15 protein-coding genes are annotated in these 18,463 nt (G+C 44.5%); 3 read left to right on the top strand and 12 right to left on the bottom strand.

What is annotated here, in order from left to right; genetic code table 11:
• Positions 1–213: 213 nt before the first annotated feature.
• Positions 214–1,146 carry a manganese-dependent inorganic pyrophosphatase gene (locus NSQ91_RS04665; protein WP_076129278.1) on the bottom strand — a complete coding sequence of 311 codons (933 nt, stop codon included), beginning with the start codon at positions 1,144–1,146 and terminating at the stop codon, positions 214–216.
• A 99-nt stretch (positions 1,147–1,245) separates the two neighbouring features.
• The gene (locus tag NSQ91_RS04660; protein ID WP_076129279.1) at positions 1,246–2,052 is read right to left on the bottom strand and encodes an AAC(3) family N-acetyltransferase; all 807 of its coding nucleotides are present in this window, start codon (positions 2,050–2,052) and stop codon (positions 1,246–1,248) included.
• A 179-nt stretch (positions 2,053–2,231) separates the two neighbouring features.
• On the opposite strand from NSQ91_RS04660, the gene NSQ91_RS04655 reads away from it, so the two are divergent.
• Positions 2,232–3,209: a ring-cleaving dioxygenase gene (locus NSQ91_RS04655; RefSeq protein ID WP_076304984.1), complete on the top strand. Its 978-nt coding sequence runs from the start codon at positions 2,232–2,234 to the stop codon at positions 3,207–3,209.
• Positions 3,210–3,269: 60 nt separating this feature from the next.
• On the opposite strand, the gene NSQ91_RS04650 is transcribed toward NSQ91_RS04655, so the two are convergent.
• On the bottom strand, positions 3,270–3,971 hold the full coding sequence (locus NSQ91_RS04650) for a YjjG family noncanonical pyrimidine nucleotidase (RefSeq protein ID WP_076304983.1): 702 nt from the start codon (positions 3,969–3,971) through the stop codon (positions 3,270–3,272).
• Positions 3,972–4,139: 168 nt separating this feature from the next.
• On the opposite strand from NSQ91_RS04650, the gene NSQ91_RS04645 reads away from it, so the two are divergent.
• A complete protein-coding gene (locus NSQ91_RS04645) occupies positions 4,140–5,075 on the top strand; it encodes an MraY family glycosyltransferase (protein ID WP_076129282.1) in 936 nt (311 codons plus the stop codon).
• 1,091 nt (positions 5,076–6,166) lie between these two features.
• Here NSQ91_RS04645 and NSQ91_RS04640 read toward each other — a convergent pair.
• The 9 genes from NSQ91_RS04640 to qoxA all read right to left on the bottom strand — a co-directional run bounded on the left by NSQ91_RS04640 (position 6,167) and on the right by qoxA (position 16,195).
• Positions 6,167–6,688: a mismatch-specific DNA-glycosylase gene (locus NSQ91_RS04640; protein ID WP_076129577.1), complete on the bottom strand. Its 522-nt coding sequence runs from the start codon at positions 6,686–6,688 to the stop codon at positions 6,167–6,169.
• A 39-nt stretch (positions 6,689–6,727) separates the two neighbouring features.
• Positions 6,728–7,282, bottom strand: coding sequence for an RNA 2'-phosphotransferase (locus tag NSQ91_RS04635; protein WP_076304982.1), 555 nt, complete (start codon positions 7,280–7,282; stop codon positions 6,728–6,730).
• Between the two features lie 353 nt (positions 7,283–7,635).
• On the bottom strand, positions 7,636–9,678 hold the full coding sequence (locus NSQ91_RS04630; protein WP_143763920.1) for a hypothetical protein: 2,043 nt from the start codon (positions 9,676–9,678) through the stop codon (positions 7,636–7,638).
• Complete coding sequence (locus tag NSQ91_RS04625) at positions 9,632–10,534, bottom strand: ABC transporter ATP-binding protein (RefSeq protein ID WP_076280586.1); 903 nt, start codon at positions 10,532–10,534, stop codon at positions 9,632–9,634. The genes NSQ91_RS04630 and NSQ91_RS04625 overlap by 47 nt, the downstream gene beginning before the upstream one ends.
• Positions 10,527–10,916 (bottom strand): GntR family transcriptional regulator, encoded by a 390-nt coding sequence (locus NSQ91_RS04620; protein WP_076129581.1) that lies wholly within the window; start codon positions 10,914–10,916, stop codon positions 10,527–10,529. Before NSQ91_RS04620 ends, NSQ91_RS04625 begins: the two co-directional genes overlap by 8 nt.
• A 1,389-nt stretch (positions 10,917–12,305) precedes the next feature.
• Entirely contained in the window at positions 12,306–12,596 is a 291-nt protein-coding gene (gene qoxD, locus NSQ91_RS04615) for a cytochrome aa3 quinol oxidase subunit IV (RefSeq protein WP_036680878.1), read from the bottom strand.
• A gap of 4 nt (positions 12,597–12,600) precedes the next feature.
• The gene (gene qoxC, locus NSQ91_RS04610) at positions 12,601–13,197 is read right to left on the bottom strand and encodes a cytochrome aa3 quinol oxidase subunit III (RefSeq protein ID WP_042124373.1); all 597 of its coding nucleotides are present in this window, start codon (positions 13,195–13,197) and stop codon (positions 12,601–12,603) included.
• The gene (gene qoxB, locus NSQ91_RS04605; protein WP_076129582.1) at positions 13,194–15,137 is read right to left on the bottom strand and encodes a cytochrome aa3 quinol oxidase subunit I; all 1,944 of its coding nucleotides are present in this window, start codon (positions 15,135–15,137) and stop codon (positions 13,194–13,196) included. Before qoxB ends, qoxC begins: the two co-directional genes overlap by 4 nt.
• Positions 15,138–15,175: 38 nt before the next feature.
• On the bottom strand, positions 15,176–16,195 hold the full coding sequence (qoxA, locus tag NSQ91_RS04600; protein ID WP_036680822.1) for a cytochrome aa3 quinol oxidase subunit II: 1,020 nt from the start codon (positions 16,193–16,195) through the stop codon (positions 15,176–15,178).
• 487 nt (positions 16,196–16,682) lie between these two features.
• Between qoxA and NSQ91_RS04595 the strand changes: the two genes are divergently transcribed.
• Positions 16,683–17,819 (top strand): polysaccharide deacetylase, encoded by a 1,137-nt coding sequence (locus tag NSQ91_RS04595; protein ID WP_340916605.1) that lies wholly within the window; start codon positions 16,683–16,685, stop codon positions 17,817–17,819.
• Positions 17,820–18,463 lie beyond the last annotated feature (644 nt).

Raw genomic sequence — 18,463 nt, 5'->3', positions numbered from 1 at the left:
TTTGTCATATTCCTCATGCTGGTTCAAAGTTCATGCAATTGGAAGAGGATCAGTTGGATCCCCTCCCAAAATATTGTAGCAGAATACGCCGTAAAACAAAAAGAACTCATGTCACCATCTTAACTACTGATGGGGCATGAGCTCTTTTTATCCAATCTACTCTCATAGAGAGGATTTCTATTGTACAAAATACAACGCAACTGTCAAAATGCTTTACAGTTTAGCAATTGTCTCTGTAAGTACCGGTACGATTTGCGATTTACGGGATACTACACCCTTAAGAAGTGCTTTATTGTCATCAAGCTTCACGTTGTACGCCTGTTCTACTGCACCTGCAACACGGCCCAGAGCCAGACCCACCGAATCGTTGTTGAGGATATCTGTAACTACGAACAGGAACAGATCCAATTCTTTTTCAGCAATAATGGAAGTCAGTGCAGTTTCCAGTTCAGCCTGCTTGGAGAGTACATCATTAACGTCAACCGCGTTCACTTGGGCGATTTCTACTTTGTATTCACCCATTTTGAATTCCTTAGCATCCAAGGAGATCAGTTGAGCGATACTCTTGTCGCTAAGGTCAGCACCAGCCTTCAGCATATCAAGGCCGTAGCTTTCTGCATTTACACCAGCGATTTCAGCCAATTCGCGTGCTGCAGCTACATCTTCAGCGGTGCAGGTTGGAGATTTAAACAGCAAGGAATCAGAAATGATTGCAGACAACATCAATCCGGCGATGTCTTTAGGGATAGCTACACCGTTTTCTTTATACATTTTGTTAAGAATAGTAGCAGTACAGCCTACTGGCTCAGCACGGTAGTATAACGGATGTGCAGTCTCAAAATTAGCGATCCGGTGATGGTCGATAACTTCAATTACACGCACTCGATCAATGTCATTCGCACTTTGTTGGCGTTCATTATGGTCAACAAGAATAACCTGATTAGCTTCTCCAGCTACGTTCTCTACCAGACGAGGAGCCTCTACTCCGAAATGATCAAGCGCAAATTGCGTTTCACCACTAACGTCTCCCAGACGAACTGGCTCAGCATCCCAGCCTAATTCTTTTTTGAGTGCTGCATAAGCAATTGCCGAACAAATAGTATCCGTGTCCGGATTTTTGTGTCCAAAGACCAATGTTTTTTCCATTTCCAATCTCCTTACTATGTTTTAGTGAGATTAATATACCATACATTGATAGCGGCTTCCAGATTGTGCGTGCTGAAAAAATGGTTTAGCCTCTCCCACCTACGGTTGTTCACGTCTGGTCTTTGGAAGCGGATCTGGTTTCGACTCACCATGCAGCGGTTCATTATCGGAGAAAAGATCAGGATTCTCTTTTAGCATCAGGCTTAAAATATCCGTCGTTTCTACTGTTCCACACACTCTAACTAGTGCATCCCCGAAGTTCCCCTTACGCATGGCACCGCCTTCCTCAAGCTCGCGTTCCACTTTCCAAAAATGCTCCGACCAAGAGAGACCACAATGTCTGCGAGAAGGCACCATGATTTCATCGCCACCCGGCGTCACCGTATATAATTCCTCATGACTATCCGTCATTCTGCCCGGAATATCCACCCACTCTTCAATACCGTGAATGAACGTATTCCGCCGCAGATCGACGCCTAGCAGTACTATTTCCGCCTTCCGATCAAGCAGCTTGCCCCACACTGAACCACGGGCGCATGGCGTATCCCAACGTTCATCCCCTGCAGTAAACGCCTCAGCATCAACACCCAAAGCCGCTACAGAGTGAGTCGGATGCCAAGAGCGGACAACACCTGGACGTTTTCTGAACAGCTCCGGTAATATCCCTACACAAGATGGGGAATCTTGAACAAAGAAGCGCGGATTATCCGCATTAATATAAGCCCATGTATGCGTTGGCAAAACAAGCAGCCCATCCTTCATATATTCACTGAGTGCATCCAGCACCGTGTTCGCGCCTCCTTCTACTTCGCCAACACTTTTTAACGAGGAATGAACTAGAATGGTCCCCCGTGGATCAATCCCTAACTCCTGTAATTGTTTCATCAAGCTTGTTGTTGTGTGCACTATACTCTCTCCTTATGTATGAATTAAATTTCATGAAACATTAATATCCACTTGCAAAAGTTTCTTATTACTATTAAAATTATAGTAACTTAATAATATTCACCAAAGATTCTATCGATATATTAAAAATAAATTAAAATAATCCACAAACCCAAAGCATTTACACGGAGGTAACTACCATGAGTTTAACGTTAAAAGGACTTCACCATGTTTCAGCTATTACAGGCAAAGCACAGGAGAACTTTAAGTTCTATACAGAGGTACTCGGACTGCGTCTCATTAAAAAAACAGTAAATCAGGATGATATTTCAGTGTACCATTTATTCTATGGAGATGAGAAGGGGAATCCCGGAACCGAATTAACCTTTTTCGAGCTTCCGATGGCAGGCCGCAACCGAGAGGGCAATAACAGCATCTCCGCGCTCTCCCTTCGAGTGCCAAGCGATGCCGCACTTACCTACTGGGAGCAACGCTTCACCGAGCTTAACGTGGAGCATGGGACGATACAGGAACTTGGTGGACGCCAGACTTTATCCTTCCGCGATCACGAGAGCCAACGTTTCATTCTCGTATCCGACGAAAATGATAACAGTGTTGCCGGCGGTACTCCTTGGGCTAAAAGCCCAGTACCTGCCCAATATGGCATTGTAGGCTTAGGACCCGCACATCTCACAGTAGAAAGTGCAGAACATACAGCGGTAGTGCTGGAGCAGTTGCTCGGCTTCCGCCGTATAGGAACCTACCCTTCAACAGTTGCCGGCCAGCCAGATGTGCTCGTATTCGAGACTGGTGAAGGCGGATCAGGTGCTGAGGTTCATCTGGAGGAACGCAATGATCTGGAGCAAGAGCATTTGGGCCGTGGCGGGGTACATCACGTCGCATTCCGCGTAGATAATGAAGACGAATTGAAGCAATGGATCGAACACATCCGCCAGGCACAGCTTCCTAATTCCGGTTTCGTCGACCGCTTCTACTTCCGTTCCCTCTATTTCCGCGAGCCTAACGGCATCCTTTTTGAGTTGGCTACAGACGGACCAGGCTTTGCTACAGATGAGCCTATGGAAAGTTTAGGTGAATCCCTTGCGCTGCCGCCATTTCTGGAATCGAAACGCCAGCAAATCGAGGCGTATCTGAAGCCGCTGGATACTCGGCAATAAACCTCTTTCAGGTTACTAAATAAAAGGTGTGAGCCGCTTATGCGCTCACACCTTATTTTATTATTGAAGGTTAGTAACTTTCCCTACAATATCTAGTAGCTCCGACAGGTTTCGGATTTCGTATTTTGGCTGAACGCCGGACTCATTAATCTTACCTAGCGGGTTAAACCAGCAAGTATCAATCCCATAATTAATTCCGCCTTGAATATCAGAGGTTAAGGAATCACCCACAATCAATACTTTTTCCTTATCTTCAATCCCCAATTTGGCAAAAGCATAATCAAAAATCCCCGTCTCTGGCTTCTGACATCCTGCCTCCTCTGAGATAATGATCTGCTCAAATGTATCACTCAGCAGCGAGCCTTGGATTCTGGAAGTTTGCACATCCTTGATTCCATTCGTGATAATCGCCAGGCGGCAATCTGCAAGCTCTCCGCATAGCTCGATTGCTCCCTGCATCAGAAAGGTTCCTTCGCCTAAGAAACGTAGATAGGCCTCACTGAATGTTTCAGGATCAAGCTCAAGCGCATGTGCAGCAAACAACCGATTGAACCGCTCTACCCGCAGCGCCGCAGATGAAATCCTTCCTTGTTCTAGATCCCTCCACAATGCGTGGTTAATCTCTTGATAACTGGCAGCATAATCTGCTGCACCTGTGGGCATCCCAAAGTGTAGAAAGGCATTAGACAACGCGTGACTTTCTGCCATTCCATAATCAAACAACGTATCGTCGGCATCAAATAAAATAACATCGTATTTCATAAATATCCCCCAAAGGCTTTTCTCAACAAGGTACTACAGCGTTGCTGGCAAGTCAACTTCACACCCCTCACGACAAAATTTTACTTTTTTAAGGTAGATTTAATCGATCTGTGGTATTTTAAAAAGAAAACGGTGGTGAGCGTCATTTTATACGTTTTATCATTTCTAATGTCATTTCTTATCGTCTACTTTCTAATTCCGCCGCTCGGCAAGCTTGCTTTTCGGCTTGATTTTGTGGACAAGCCTCGGCAGGACGTTGAGCGTAAAATTCATAGAGAGCCCATTCCGCTAACGGCCAGCTACGCCATATTCATCGGATTTTTTATCACTTATCTGGTGTTCGCGCGTGATTTCTCCATGGAGACTGTCGCATTATTTGTAGGTGGCGTACTGTTGCTGACCATAGGCACGGTGGATGATTGGTACAAAACGAAAGGCAAAGATTTCCCAGCTCTGCCCAAGTTAATTGTACAAGTTAGCGCAGCGATCCTGGTTTATGTTTCTGGCAATGCCTTTACCGGATTCTACAATCCATTCTCAGGCGATTATATCGTTTTGCCTGTCATTCTATCGTTTCTGCTGACGATTATCTGGATCTTCGGTGTAACCACAGTTATTAATTTCTCGGATGGCATGGACGGTCTGGCTGGTGCCTTGACGGCCATTTCGGCGATTACGTTATTTGTTGTCGCACTGGCAAAGGGACAATCCTCATCTGCCATTATGGCAATTTCACTGATTGGCGTTACGCTTGCTTATCTGCGCTACAATAAGCCGCCCGCCAAAATCTTTATGGGCGACGCCGGGGCAACCTTTCTCGGCTTCATCCTAGCGGTAATTGCACTCGACGGAGCGTTCAAGCAAGCCACCGTCCTGTCGCTGTTCATTCCGATTCTGGCGCTGGGCGTACCGATCTTCGACAACATTTTTGTCGTAGTCAAACGTTTCATCCAAGGCAAGTCCATTTATCAAGCCGATGCCACCCAGGCTCATTACCGCCTGCTTCGGGCAGGCCTGAACCAGAAGCAGGTCGTTGCCGTGCTTTGCCTGATTAGTGTTTGCCTATCCTTATCCTCTATCATTCTGCTGCTGATTGAGACCTAATGTATTAGGGACTAAGGGCATGTCTCATATACTGAGACTGCCCTTTGAAGTTATAAAAGGAGCCAGATTCCGATATGGAATCTGGCTCCTTTTGTGTTTGAGGGTATTCTAGAGTAGCGAGAGATAGCTAAGATGCGAGAGTTTGCCAGAGCTTGCGGGATCTGCGGGATCTGCGGGATCTACAGAGATCCACAGAGATCTACAGAGATCTACAGCGAACTCTCCAGCCTTTATCCTTACGGACTCAGGCGCCGTTATTCGTGGATTTGCGGCCATTTAGTGGTGTTTTCGGACTCCAAAGACGCTATCTACCCAAAATGGACTCATAATCAGTCAATTTCCACCCAATAGCTGCATTGGAGTCCGATAGCACACAAATTAGAGTGACTTGTTACTTTTAGCGACTCCTGTGTCCTTTAGCTCCATTTGCAGCGTTACTGCTCAGTCTTTCTAACCTACACTCTGCTGCTAGTGGGAAGAGTTACGATCTACGGGATCTGCGGGGTCTACGGATTTACGGATTTACGGAGATCCATGGCCAATTCCCCAGCTTTTACTCTTACGGACTCAGGCGCCGTTATTCGTGGATTTTCGGCCATTTAGTGGTGTTTTCGGACTCCAGAGACGCTATCTACCCAAAATGGACTCATATTCAGTCAATTTCCACCCAATAGCTGCATTAGTGTCCGATAGCGCACAAATAAGAGTGAATTGTTACTTTTAGCGACTCCTGTGTCCTTTAGCTCCATTTGCAGCATTACTGCTCAGTCTTTCTAACCTACACTCTGCTGCTGGTTGGAACAGTTGCGATCTACGGAGATCTGCGGGATCTGCGGGATCTGCGGATTTACGTAGATCCATGGCCAATTCCCCAGCTTTTACTGTTACGGACTCAGGCGCCGTTATTCGTGAATTTTCGGCCATATAGTCGTGTTTTCGGACTCCAGAGACGCTATCTACTCAAAATGGACTCATAATCAGTCAATTTCCACCCAATAGCTGCATCGGAGTCCGATAGCGCACAAATTAGAGTGATTTGTTACTTTTAGCGACTCCTGTGTCCTTTAGCACCCTAACTCCAAATACATCAATCACCCATCGTTCTCTTGCGTAAACTCGGCTAATCTGCGATAAATCCCAACGATCTCTTCCATCGGCATTCTAACTAATCCGCTAGAAGAGGGTGCAACAAATTCACGAACGCCATCTACCTTTGGAGGCACGTCCCCTTGGAATCCCCAGTTAGCTTTTGTTCTGCGGCTAAACTCTGTATACACACCCTTACCTACAAAACAGGCGACTTGAGGCCGATATTTCTCCAGCTTGGAGCGAAGCATTTCCCGACCCTCCTGGTATTCTTCACGAGTAATATCGTCGATTCCCCGTGTGGGACGGGCAACAATATTTGTAAACCCATAGCCCAGCTTAAGCAAGTCCCCATCCTCAGACGCATCATACAACCGGGGAGTAAGTCCAGACTGATGTAATATTCTCCAGAAATTATTCCGCGGATTCGCGTAATGATGTCCTACCTCGCCAGAACGGATACTAGGATTGAATCCAATAAATACAATCTGTAATCCGTGATCTAAGTGATCTGGAATTTCATCCATGTTATTATGCCTCCTAACCAAACGTCGATCTAGTTCAACTTACGGGGTATACACCTTAAGACAGGACGGCGGTATATGACCTGCCAACCATACCTTATTACCCGCATTATAAAAGGTTACACCCATTTGACCCGCTCTAATCGTATCAACGGTTAACAATATCAATTTCCCTCTGCGACTTCCGGCTAAACTGGCAAAATGAGTCCCTTCAGACAAATGAACATACTGCCGTCCCATCGATTGGAGCCCCTCCTCCAAAATCACAGAAAGCACACCAGAATGAGTTCCGTGAAAAAGTATAGCAGGCGGAGTCCCCGGCCCATAAGTGATTTTTGTATGGCTATGCCCGTACCGGGCTTTGATCCGGTCGTCAATGATTTCCAATCGTTGCTTGTCACAATCTGCGACCACTTGCCGAATATCTCCCACAGTCACCTCTGACCATCTAGGAGTGCTTACAATAACAGACAGTAAATCATCCAACCTACAGGAACCATCCTCTGGATCCAAAATAAGACCATATTGCTCCGGGGTATGCCGAAGCAGCTTAGTCATAAATTTACTTAACGACACTTCCGCTGTATTGCTTAACATTATATTTTCACCTCAATTTTTCCTATTTATATTATTCTACAGTAAAGGATCTCTTCGAAGCAGATTCCAGAGGCATTACAGCAATCACACATCCATGTATTACCTCTTACTATGCAAAAAAGACCATGGACTCTATCGTCCATGGTCGGGCTTCACCTAAATACAAAACTCCTTACCAGTTAATACAGCGATGTTATTTTACCGGAACGAATATACTGGTTCAGAGGCTGACCTGAAAGTTCCATTTCATCCTTCTCCTATCTCCAAAAGCATAATCCAACTATCCAGTTTATGTCAACCAGTAGTCTTTTATCTGTAATCTTTTATCTGTAATCTTTTACTAACTTCTTAACTTATTTCAGCAATGCTTTCAATTCAGGCGTCATATCCGATTCTTTTAACATTACGAAATCGCTGTAACCCTCTTTGTACATCAACTTCACAATGTAGTTGCCATTCTCAACACCATTATGGAAATGATGGTCCAAAATATCTGTTAATAATGTCTTATCCTTCGTAACAGCCGTACGATTCTTTTCGCGTGCAAGCGCTACTCTTTGTTCAGGACTAGTAGGGTTCTTAGGTGTTTGCTCGTCCATATAATCATCTTTTATAATCTCTGCCGATTGGATATCTTCAGCTGTTATTCGTATTTTATCGGCATAACCTTTTTCGTCCATCCACTTTTCAAGCTCATGGAAAGAAGATTTCCACGGATAATAATAACCATAATCTGTAATAACTTGATTACTGTTCTCTTTTGTCTTCACCTCTACTTGGATATTAGCCACATCAGGTTTTCCGTCCTTATCTATTTGTACTTCGTAGGACATATTCGAAATTTCGCGTTTGATAATCTCCTTTAGCTCTGAAATTTCCCCGGGATCAGAAATGGCTACTTTTTTATTCCTGTTAGTAACCCACATATAATCCAGGTCTTTGTCTAAGAGAGCTAAATTATACTTTTCATACTTGTAAGCTTCGGTATCCTTAACCGCCTTGAGCTCTGATTCAAATCCCTTATTAGGGATCCAGTATTCCCTCACTAGCTTGTGACCATTCTCCAATTGATAAGCCAGAGTAAAATATTCATAAACGTATTGTTGTGAGGTAAGTTCTGGACGTACCGCAACTACCGCTTGATGGAGTTTACGGACAGCTTCTATATAATCTTTATCATCGGAAAAAGGGTTCTGCCCCATGTAGGCTGTAGTGTACAAATCATCCGTTGGGGCATACAACCGGTAGTTAGCTCCCATATATACACCGCTAATCTTATCACCGGAAGGCACTCTAGCTTCATACCCCGTAACACTTGATACCGGGATATACAGAAGTAACCCTATCATTACCGCATAAACTGCAAACTCAGCTACCATTTTACGCGTCATAATCTGCCATGTTTTCCGAACAATCATTTCTGCGGCAACATAACCAATAATGGCTCCGATGGCATATCCACCAATCACCCAGCCCATTTGCTGTTGCTTCATTTGCGCAAAATAATTACCGGCAATAAGCATGGCACATAACATAACCCCTGCTTTAAACAGTGGGTTGAAATATCCAAAGGCAATAGCCTGACCCGCTTTTTCCGTATTACGTTTACGGTATAACAGGTACGACAACCCGATAAATAGAAGTGCCAATACCCCATAAATCCATAATTCTGTATTGGTGAAGGGTTTGCCGGTAAAATAATACACGATATGAACAAAAGGAGACCATATCTGCGAAATAGAATCACGCAAGTTAGAGTTTGCATTTGCATATCCATAAAGATACATAGCTAAATGGCTGTGGATTAATGAGATCAGTACAGCAGGAAGAATAAGCAAAATATAAATGATAATTCCCTGAAGAATAGATTGGCCCGTACATATTCCCACAAAAACACTAAAGCAAAAGAGGAACAAAGTCAGAATACTAACTGTAATACACCATTGCCAAATATCTGCGCCTTGAAAAATATAAAAATTACTACTCCACGGCTTAACAACGGCAACCACCCCAGCAGTTAACCAAACAGGCAGCAATAGTAAGGTAAGTCCACTCGTCAGATGAGCTGTAAATATATGCTCTCTGCGTAAAGGCAGGCTATGCCAAAGATCTGCGGGTGATTTTGCCTGAAGGTATCGGAATAAGAATAGTCCTGCGGCAACTGGGATCGTAATGATAAACAAGGCTTGCACACTACCAGCTATGCGAAATAAATGATCTATTTCTTGCGGTTTTGCATCCGGATTGCTGCTCATGAAGAGCTGTAATGGAAGTGCAAATAATAAGCCGAGTGCATATATAATCCCTATCCAGCCATGCTGGCGGAAGTTCTGGCGAAAAATACTGCTATTAAAGTAGTAATGGCTGCGCATCATATCCGACATCCCCCATTTCATAAATAAAGATCTCTTCTAACGTTAATGGAAGCAAATCGAATACGTATGGCTCGTACACCTGAAAAGCCGCTTTGATCCGTTCACGATCCCCTTTTACAATATATAGGTTCACACTTCCCCGGCGCTCTTGATGCAGAACTTGTAGCTTGGCAACTAACGGAATCTCATGCCGTTCATCTCGAAACGCCACTTGAATCTTATGTGTATCCGCCTTAAGATCATCCAGATCCTTCTCAATCAACATCTTCCCACCATGCATAATCCCGACATGATCGCACAGATCTTCAATCTCACGAAGGTTATGGGAAGAAATGATTACCGTCAACTCGCGTTCAGCAACCTCCTGAAATAGCAGGTTTTTGATTTGACGCCGCATCACCGGATCTAATCCGTCAATCGGTTCATCCATAATCAGCACATCCGGCATACAGCTTAAACATAACCAGAATGACGCTTGCCGCTGCATCCCTTTGGAGAAACGACTGAGCTTGCGCTTTTTATCGAGCTGAAATACGGTTCCCAAATCTTCAAAACGCTTCTGATTCCAGCTCGGATAAATCGAGCGATAGAAGGCCGCCATTTGCAGCATGGTGGATTGTGGGAAAAAGTAAGGAGCATCCGGCATAAAAATAACCCGTTGCTTAGTCGTCGGGTGTTCGAATACCGCTTCACCATCCACCCGCACGGTCCCCTTATCTGGAGAGTAGATGCCCGCCAATGTTTTGAGCAGCGTTGTTTTGCCCGCGCCATTAGAGCCGAGCAGCCCATAAATTGTTCCTTTATGTACCGTTAAAGAGATATCGTCGACTGCCTTCTCGCCTTGAAATAACTTGCTGACTCCCCGAATCTCAATCATCACTCTTCCCTCCTTCTCTTTGCTTCTCCACTTGTTGGTACAAAGAACTAATCTCAGCTGCGGTGAACCCAAGGTATACCGCCTCCGCCATCAGCCTCAGCAACTCGTTCCGGACTTCCGCTTTTTTGATCGCATTTTGTTCTTTTTTCACTGGGGCTACAAAACTTCCTTTCCCCTGTAATGAATAGATATATCCCTCACGTTCCAATTCACGGTAAGCCTTCTGAATCGTATTGGGATTCACGGTTAGCTGCTGGGATAACGTCCTTACAGAAGGTAACTGTTCATCCGTCTGCAAAATACCATGCAGAATCATCTCCTTGACCTTATCGGTCAGCTGCTCATAAATCGGCTTCCGACTACGAACGTCCAGTTCGAACATAACCTTCCTCCTTCCACTATCTTGCATTAAATCCATTATGCTGTGTATTAACTGTACTACTATTATTAATACAGTTTGATTTATATGTCAACAAAAAATCCCCAAGATTATCCTTTGGGATTTATCTATTCCTTGCTATTAATCAAAATTACGTCCGATCGCGCCGAGCCAATCTCGTCCACAATAGTTTTAGTACCCTGATGACGCTGATTCCAGCTTTTAAGCTCATCTGAGTCCGACAGCTCCGAGCCAACCTCATCCCCCGTGGCTTTCGGACTCAGATGACGCTATTCGTACATTATCCGCCTTTTGAGCGAAGTTTCGGACTCCACTGCAGCTATTGCCCAAAAAGACGCTCATTTCGGGCGCTTTTTACACCAATAGCGACTTTGGAGTCCGTTACAACTCCAAAAGCCGCTGATTTCCGCTTATAAGGTCATCTGAATCCGATCGCGCCGAGCCTCCTCATCCCCCGTAGCTTTCGGACTCAGATGCCACTATTCGCACATTTTTCGCCTATTGAGCGAAGTTTCGGACTCCAGTGCAACTATTGCCTAGAAAGACGCTCATTTCGAGCGCTTTTTACACCAATAGCGGCTATGGGGTCCGTTACCACTCCAAATGACGCTGTTTCCTGCTTTTAAGCTCATCTGAGTCCGATAGCGCCAAGCCGACCTTGTCTCACGGGGCTTTCGGACTCAAACGCTGCTGTTTCCTGCTTTTAAGCTCATCTGAGTCCGATCGTGCCGAGTTATCCTCATCCCCCGTAGCTTTCGGACTCAGATGCCGCTATTCGTACATCATCCGCCTTTTGGGCGAAGTTTCGGACTCCAGTGCAGCTATTGCCTAGAAAGGCGCTCATTTTGGGCGTTTTTCACACCAATAGCGGCTTTGGGGTCCGTTACAACTCCAAACGCCGCTGATTCCAGCTTTTAAAGTCATCTGAGTCCGATCGCGCCGCCCCCCTTATCTCCCCCGTAGCTTTCGGACCCAGATGACGCTATTCGCACATTTTTCGCCTATTGAGCGAAGTTCCGGACTCCAGTGCAGCTATTGCCTTGAAAGGCGCTCATTTTGGGCGTTTTTCACACCAATAGCGACTTTGGGGTCCGTTACCACTCCAAACGCCGCTGTTTCCCGCTTTTAAGCTCCTCTGAGTCCGATCGCGCCGCCCCCCTTATCTCCCCCGTAGCTTTCGGACCCAGATGACGCTATTCGCACATTTTTCGCCTATTGAGCGAAGTTTCGGACTCCAGTGCAACTATTGCCTAAAAAGACGCACATTTCCGGGCATCCGCTACAATAAACCTCCTAAATAAACGCAAAAAAAGAGACGTCCCTAAGCCATTTTGGCTTTAGAGACGTCCCTTTGAGTATTAGTGTCTGTAATTAAGCATACCAGCCCCATACGAAGATGAAGAGCGTACCGAATATCGTAACTAGACCAACGAATAAGGCATAGGCGATATTGATGTAAAGTTCTTTCTTGGTATCTGCTGATTCACCAATATGCATGAACAGGAAGAGCTGCAAGGAAGCCTGAATGAGGGCTGTAACAAGCAGGATAGCCATGTTCGCAGTGTTGGATAGATCAAGGTAGATTACAGCAAGTGCAGCCACAGAAAGGACAAGAGAGGCTAAGAAACCCATCACATGGCGAATTGGAAACAATTGCTTCATCATGCTACATCAGTCCTTTCAGATAGACGAAGCTGAAAATAAAGATCCAGACAACGTCCAAGAAATGCCAGTACAGCGAGAAGATAAAGGATTTATTGGCCGTAGCCGGATTAATACCTTGACGCTTCAACTGGATTAGAATAGCCGCACCCCACAGGAAACCGAACGATACGTGAGCTCCGTGTGTTCCCAGCAGTACAAAGAGACTGGATAGGAAACCACTGGTTTGAAGTGTAGCCCCTTCGTGAACATAAGTGACAAACTCCGTGATTTCAATACCAAGGAAGCCGAGACCCATTAGAAGGGTTAGTCCGAAAAAGACCATCATGGCTTTTTGGTAACCATGCCGCATGGCATGAACTGCAAGACCAATCGTGAACGAACTTGTCAGCAGCAGCAATGTTTCGATCATTACTGGACCAATTTCGAAAAGATCCGGCCCGCTAGGGCCGCTGGCAAAACGGTCTACCATTACAAAATAAACAGTGAACAACGTAGCGAACAGTGCAATCTCCGCTCCTAGAAAAACCCAGAAGCCAAAGATTTTATTACTATTCTCTTCTGTTGAGTATTCAAGCGGCTTAGACGCATCTATTTTCATACTGTCTCACCCCGCAATTTCTTTTCAGTAGCAATAACTTCTTCTGCTGGGATGTAGAATCCGTGATCCCGATCAAAGGACATAGCAGCTAGAACAATGAGGATACCTACTCCAGAGAGGATCGCTGGAATCCAAAGACTGAAGACCAGAGAGAACCCTGCAATGAAGAAGATAACACCCAGAACAAATGGTTTTCCTGTGTTGCTAGGCATATGAATCTTAGTAATCTTATCTTCAAAAAGCGGTACTTTATCTTGTTTAGCAGACCAGTAAGCATCACGTGTTTTTACATTTGGAACCACTGCGAAGTTGTACGCTGGAATCGGGCTTTTCGTTGCCCATTCCAAAGTACGTGCATCCCACGGATCTCCATCAGTATCTCTTGGTTCGTAACGAGTACTCCAGTAAATGTTATAAACCAGGATTACAAATCCAATAGCGAGACCGATCGCACCTACGAATGAGACCATACTCAGCGGGCCAAATCCGGTATCCGCAGAATAGGTGTATTGTCGGCGGGTCATACCCTTAAGTCCGAGAATAAACAGCGGGAAGAACGATACGTTAAAGGAAATGATAATCCACCAGAAGGCATGCTTGCCAAGACGTTCATTCAGACGGAAACCGAATACTTTAGGGAACCAGTAATGGAACCCTGCGATAACGGCGAAGACCGCACCTGGAATAAGAACGTAGTGGAAATGGGCAACCAGGAACATCGTATTATGGTACTGGTAATCGGCACTGGCCATAGCCAGCATGACACCTGTTACCCCACCAATCGTAAAGATCGGAATAAAGGCCAGGGTGTATAGCATAGGTGTCGTAAAGGTTATTCGCCCTTTTCGTAAGGTGAATAGCCAGTTAAATATTTTCACACCTGTTGGTACGGCAATGGCCATGGTTGTAATCGAGAAGAAGCTGTTAACCATAGCACCTTGACCCATTGTATAGAAATGGTGAGCCCATACTAGGAAGGACAAGAGGGAAATGATCAACATACTGAATACCATGGATGTATATCCATACAGGTTCTTTTTAGAGAAGGTGGCGATAATTTCACTATAAATACCGAATGCCGGTAAGACAACGATATATACTTCAGGGTGACCCCATACCCAGAACAGGTTGGCCCATAACATATCCATACCGCCATTGGCCATCGTAAAGAATTGAGAGCCGAACAACCGGTCGAACATCATCAACGCGAGTGCAACCGTAAGCACAGGGAATGCGAATACGATAATTACGTTGGTGATCAATACGGACCAAGTAAACATCGGCATTTTCATCAACTTCATGCCTGGTGCACGCATTTTCAGAATCGTTACAATAAAGTTAACGCCTGTGAGGAGCGTACCAATACCTGAAATTTGTAGTGCGAGCGAGTAATAGTTATTACCCACCGTTGGACTGAACTCTAAACTTGCTAGCGGGAAATATGCGGACCAACCAGCATCTGGCGATCCCCCGATAACAAACGAAATGTTAAGCAGCATAGCTCCAAAGAAGAAGAGCCAGAAGCTGACAGCATTCAGACGCGGGAAGGCAACGTCTCTAGCACCGATTTGCAGCGGAACGATAACATTCATCAGACCGATAATAAACGGCATGGCCATAAAAAGGATCATAATCAATCCGTGTGTTGTAAATACCTCGTTGTAATGCTGTGCGTCAAGAAATTTCATGTCCGGGGCTGCTGTTTGCAGCTTCATCATAATAGCGTCAACGCCGCCGCGGAAAAGCATAAGCAATGCAGCGAGGATATACATAATCCCAATACGTTTGTGGTCAACAGTAGTCAACCATTCGCGCCATAAATATCCCCATTTTTTAAAATAGGTCAGGCCGACGATAATCCCGATTGTAGCCAGAACAATACTTGCCATAGCTCCGTATATCAGGGGTTCGCCGTGGACCTTAAATTTATCCCAATCCATTAGGAATCGCTCCTTTCAAGTTGTTCAATTAACATTGACTAGTGTCCGTCATGTGTTGTGCTCTCTTCTAATGGAGAACTAGGTGTCGGCTCATCCAGTTCTGGATTAGGCTCGGTGTTGAATTCCGTCTCGCTGGATGGTGCTGGAGTCGGGTGAATTTCTTTATTATCCTGATGCTCCATACTTCCGTTATCCGTATCCATTTCAGTGCCACCATTACTCATATGGTCACCATGGCTTCCCGGAGGCGGGCTAAAGGATAAGTGAGTATTCGTATACGTTTTACGTCCGACATGTTCCATTTCCAAAAGACCTTTAAATTCATCTTCCGTCAGTGGACCCGCCGTTTCTTTAACGTCTTTCACCCATTCCTGATAGTCCTTATCTGTCATCGCAAGTGTTTCAAACTCCATGTGGGCAAAACCCTTACCATTAAAGTTCGCATTTCTTCCGACATAAGAACCTACAGTATCAGCTGAAAGATGCAAGGTTGTGATCATGTCGCTCATCGCGTATTTTTGTCCTCCCAATTGTGGGATCCAAAGACTTGAGATCGTACCGAAAGAATACAGTCTGAACTCTACAGCGCGGTGAACTGGAATGTTAACGTAGTTTACTGTTTCGATACCTTCTTCTGGGTAGCTGAAATGCCATTTCCAGTTAGAGGAGGAAGCATAAATTACAAGCGGTTTCTGATCTTTATAATCCGCTGCAACATTTTCTACATCTACTGTTGTTTTGACGGTGACTACGGAGAGGAATGCCACGATAATAATCGGAATGGTAATCCAGATAGCCTCCAGCCATTTGTTTCCTTCCTCGTGAGGAGGAATATAATCTTCGTTGCTTTTTTTAGCACGGTATTTCAAAAGCACAAAGACATATAAGATGTAGACAACTGCCAGAACGCCGAGCATCATAACAATGGAGAGAATGATCGTGTCAGATAAAGTTCTTGCAGCCGGCCCCTTCGGATTCAGAACAGCGATTGAACTGCATCCTGGCAAGAGTAAAATTAGGCTGAGAAATAAAGCGTATAACGGTCCCTTTTTGTTCATGCTTAAGCTCCTTCCTTCAATACTTCTTTTATTAACCCTCAACATTAACCTTAATATATAGTAAGAATTTATGGGGAAGAAAGCAAAAGACTTATTTTTCCATTTAGCCTAAAAAAGACCTTAATAATGGCGAACAAGTTAAATATGTGTGATCAATTTGTTACAAGTTTCTAATAGTATGATAAAGATCACTGTAACGGCGCTGTTTATGGGTTGAAAAATTCCGTTCAAACTTTGTTCAATAGTTTACTAAAGTTGCTAATTTAGACACATCTATTCTGCGCAAAACAGGGTGATTTTAACCATTTTTTGTTGATGCGCCAGTATTTAGCCGGAGTCGCGTGCTTTTTATGATTGTGGTTGAAATCACAGTTAACTTCTAAAAGGTAACAAATTATTCTGCTGGGGGTTACAATCTCTCAAATTTCATTCTATCAATGTATGATAAGGTAATAGACAAATATACATAGATAGGAGATTTTTGACGATGTCTTTAAAGAAAGTATGGCTATTATTAATCGTATTATTCATTGGTTCCGGATCAATACGAGCGATAGATTCAGTGAATGCAGCAGGTGCAGGCTCCCTTAGGTTAGGTGTGAACGATAAGTTAACAACTATTGAAGCAGTTTCGGTAAAAGATACCTATTACGTTCCTCTACGTGATCTATCACAGGAACTTAAGTTAACGCTAACTGGAGTGAGCGATGGGATAAAAGTTACAGGTCAGAACAGATCAATCAAACTGCTGAATGATCATGCAACAGCTACTCTAGGCGATGGAAAGACCATATCCATGAGTACATTTTTGAAAAGCGGAAAAACAATGGTTCCACTGAAATTGACCTCTTATCTTGGTTTTGGAATTTCCTTTAAAGCAGATCAATATTTATTGCGTGTAAAAGACGGCTCGGCTACATTAGATGATGCAACATTTGTAAGTAAGTTTAAAAAGGAATTGAAGCCAACCGCAACTCCTGGAACTTCTACGCCAACTGTTGGGAAGCAAGGTAAGACCGTATACCTCACCTTTGATGATGGGCCAACGGCTACAACTTCTACATTGCTTGATATTTTGGCAAAATATGATGCGAAGGCAACTTTTTTCATGATCGGACCGAATATGAACCAGCATACTGCGCAAGTGAAACGGATTGCGAATGAAGGGCATGCTCTCGCATTGCATGGAATGACGCACCGGAAAGAGAAGTTTTATGCTTCACCTGCGGCTGCGCTGGGAGAGATGGATAACGATAACGCCATTTTGAAAAAGATTACAGGTCAAAGCACTACACTGATTCGTCCTCCTTATGGAAGCAAGCCTTATTTCACAAAGGCCTTTAGAGATAAAGTGCTGGCTCAAGGTTATCATCTATGGGATTGGAACGTGGACTCAGAGGATTGGAAATACAAGGATGCTAGTACGACGATCTATAATTCGGTAATGAATCAGGTTCATAAGCTGCAGAAATCGCAGACCAATCCAGTGATTCTGATGCATGATCAAAAAGCTACGCTTAAAGTACTTCCGCGTATCTTAGAGTCATTGAAAAAAGAAGGCTATACATTCCACGTCATTAGCTCAGATCTGAAACCTCTGAATTTCTGGAAGGATACACGCTGAGTTTTTCAAAAAAATCAAGAGGGAATCCCAACAGCTGTGAACTAGCTATTGGGATTCCCTCTTTTTTTGGTCTTGAACTAAACACTAATTTTTGTTTAATCCAACCACATTCATGCTCCCGAATTTTTCTATCGGACCCAGATGACCTTAATTGCTGGATTTGCCTCTGTTTCGGGTGCTATCGGTCCACATAGCCGCTATTGGTGCGAAAAACACCCGTTATCAGCGTTTTCCACACCAACAGCTGCACTGGTGTCCGAAACATTGCTCCAAGGGCGATAAATGGGCAAATAGCGGCTGCTGTGTCCTAAACTTCGCTCCTATGGCGACAAATATGCGAATAGCGGCTACTGTGTAGTCCGAAACTCCACTCCCAAGCCACTAAATGAGCGAATGGCGTCTGCTGTGTCCGATAGCCTATGGGGATGAGTATGGGCCCACGCTATCGGATCCAGATGACCTTAATTGCTGGATTTAGCTATATTTCAGATGCTATCGGACCTCATAGCCGCTATTGGTGCAAAAACCACCAGTTATCAGCGTTTTCCACACCAATAGCTGCACTGGTGTCCGAAACTTTGCTACAATGGCGATAAATATGGAAATAGCGGCTGCTGAGTCCTAAACTCCACTCCCAAGCCACA

It is taken from the genome of Paenibacillus sp. FSL R7-0048 (assembly GCF_038004505.1).
GTDB classification, from domain to species: domain Bacteria; phylum Bacillota; class Bacilli; order Paenibacillales; family Paenibacillaceae; genus Paenibacillus_AQ; species Paenibacillus_AQ odorifer.
Note: the sequence above shows the minus strand (reverse complement) of the source record. Positions and strands in the feature narration are given on the sequence as shown.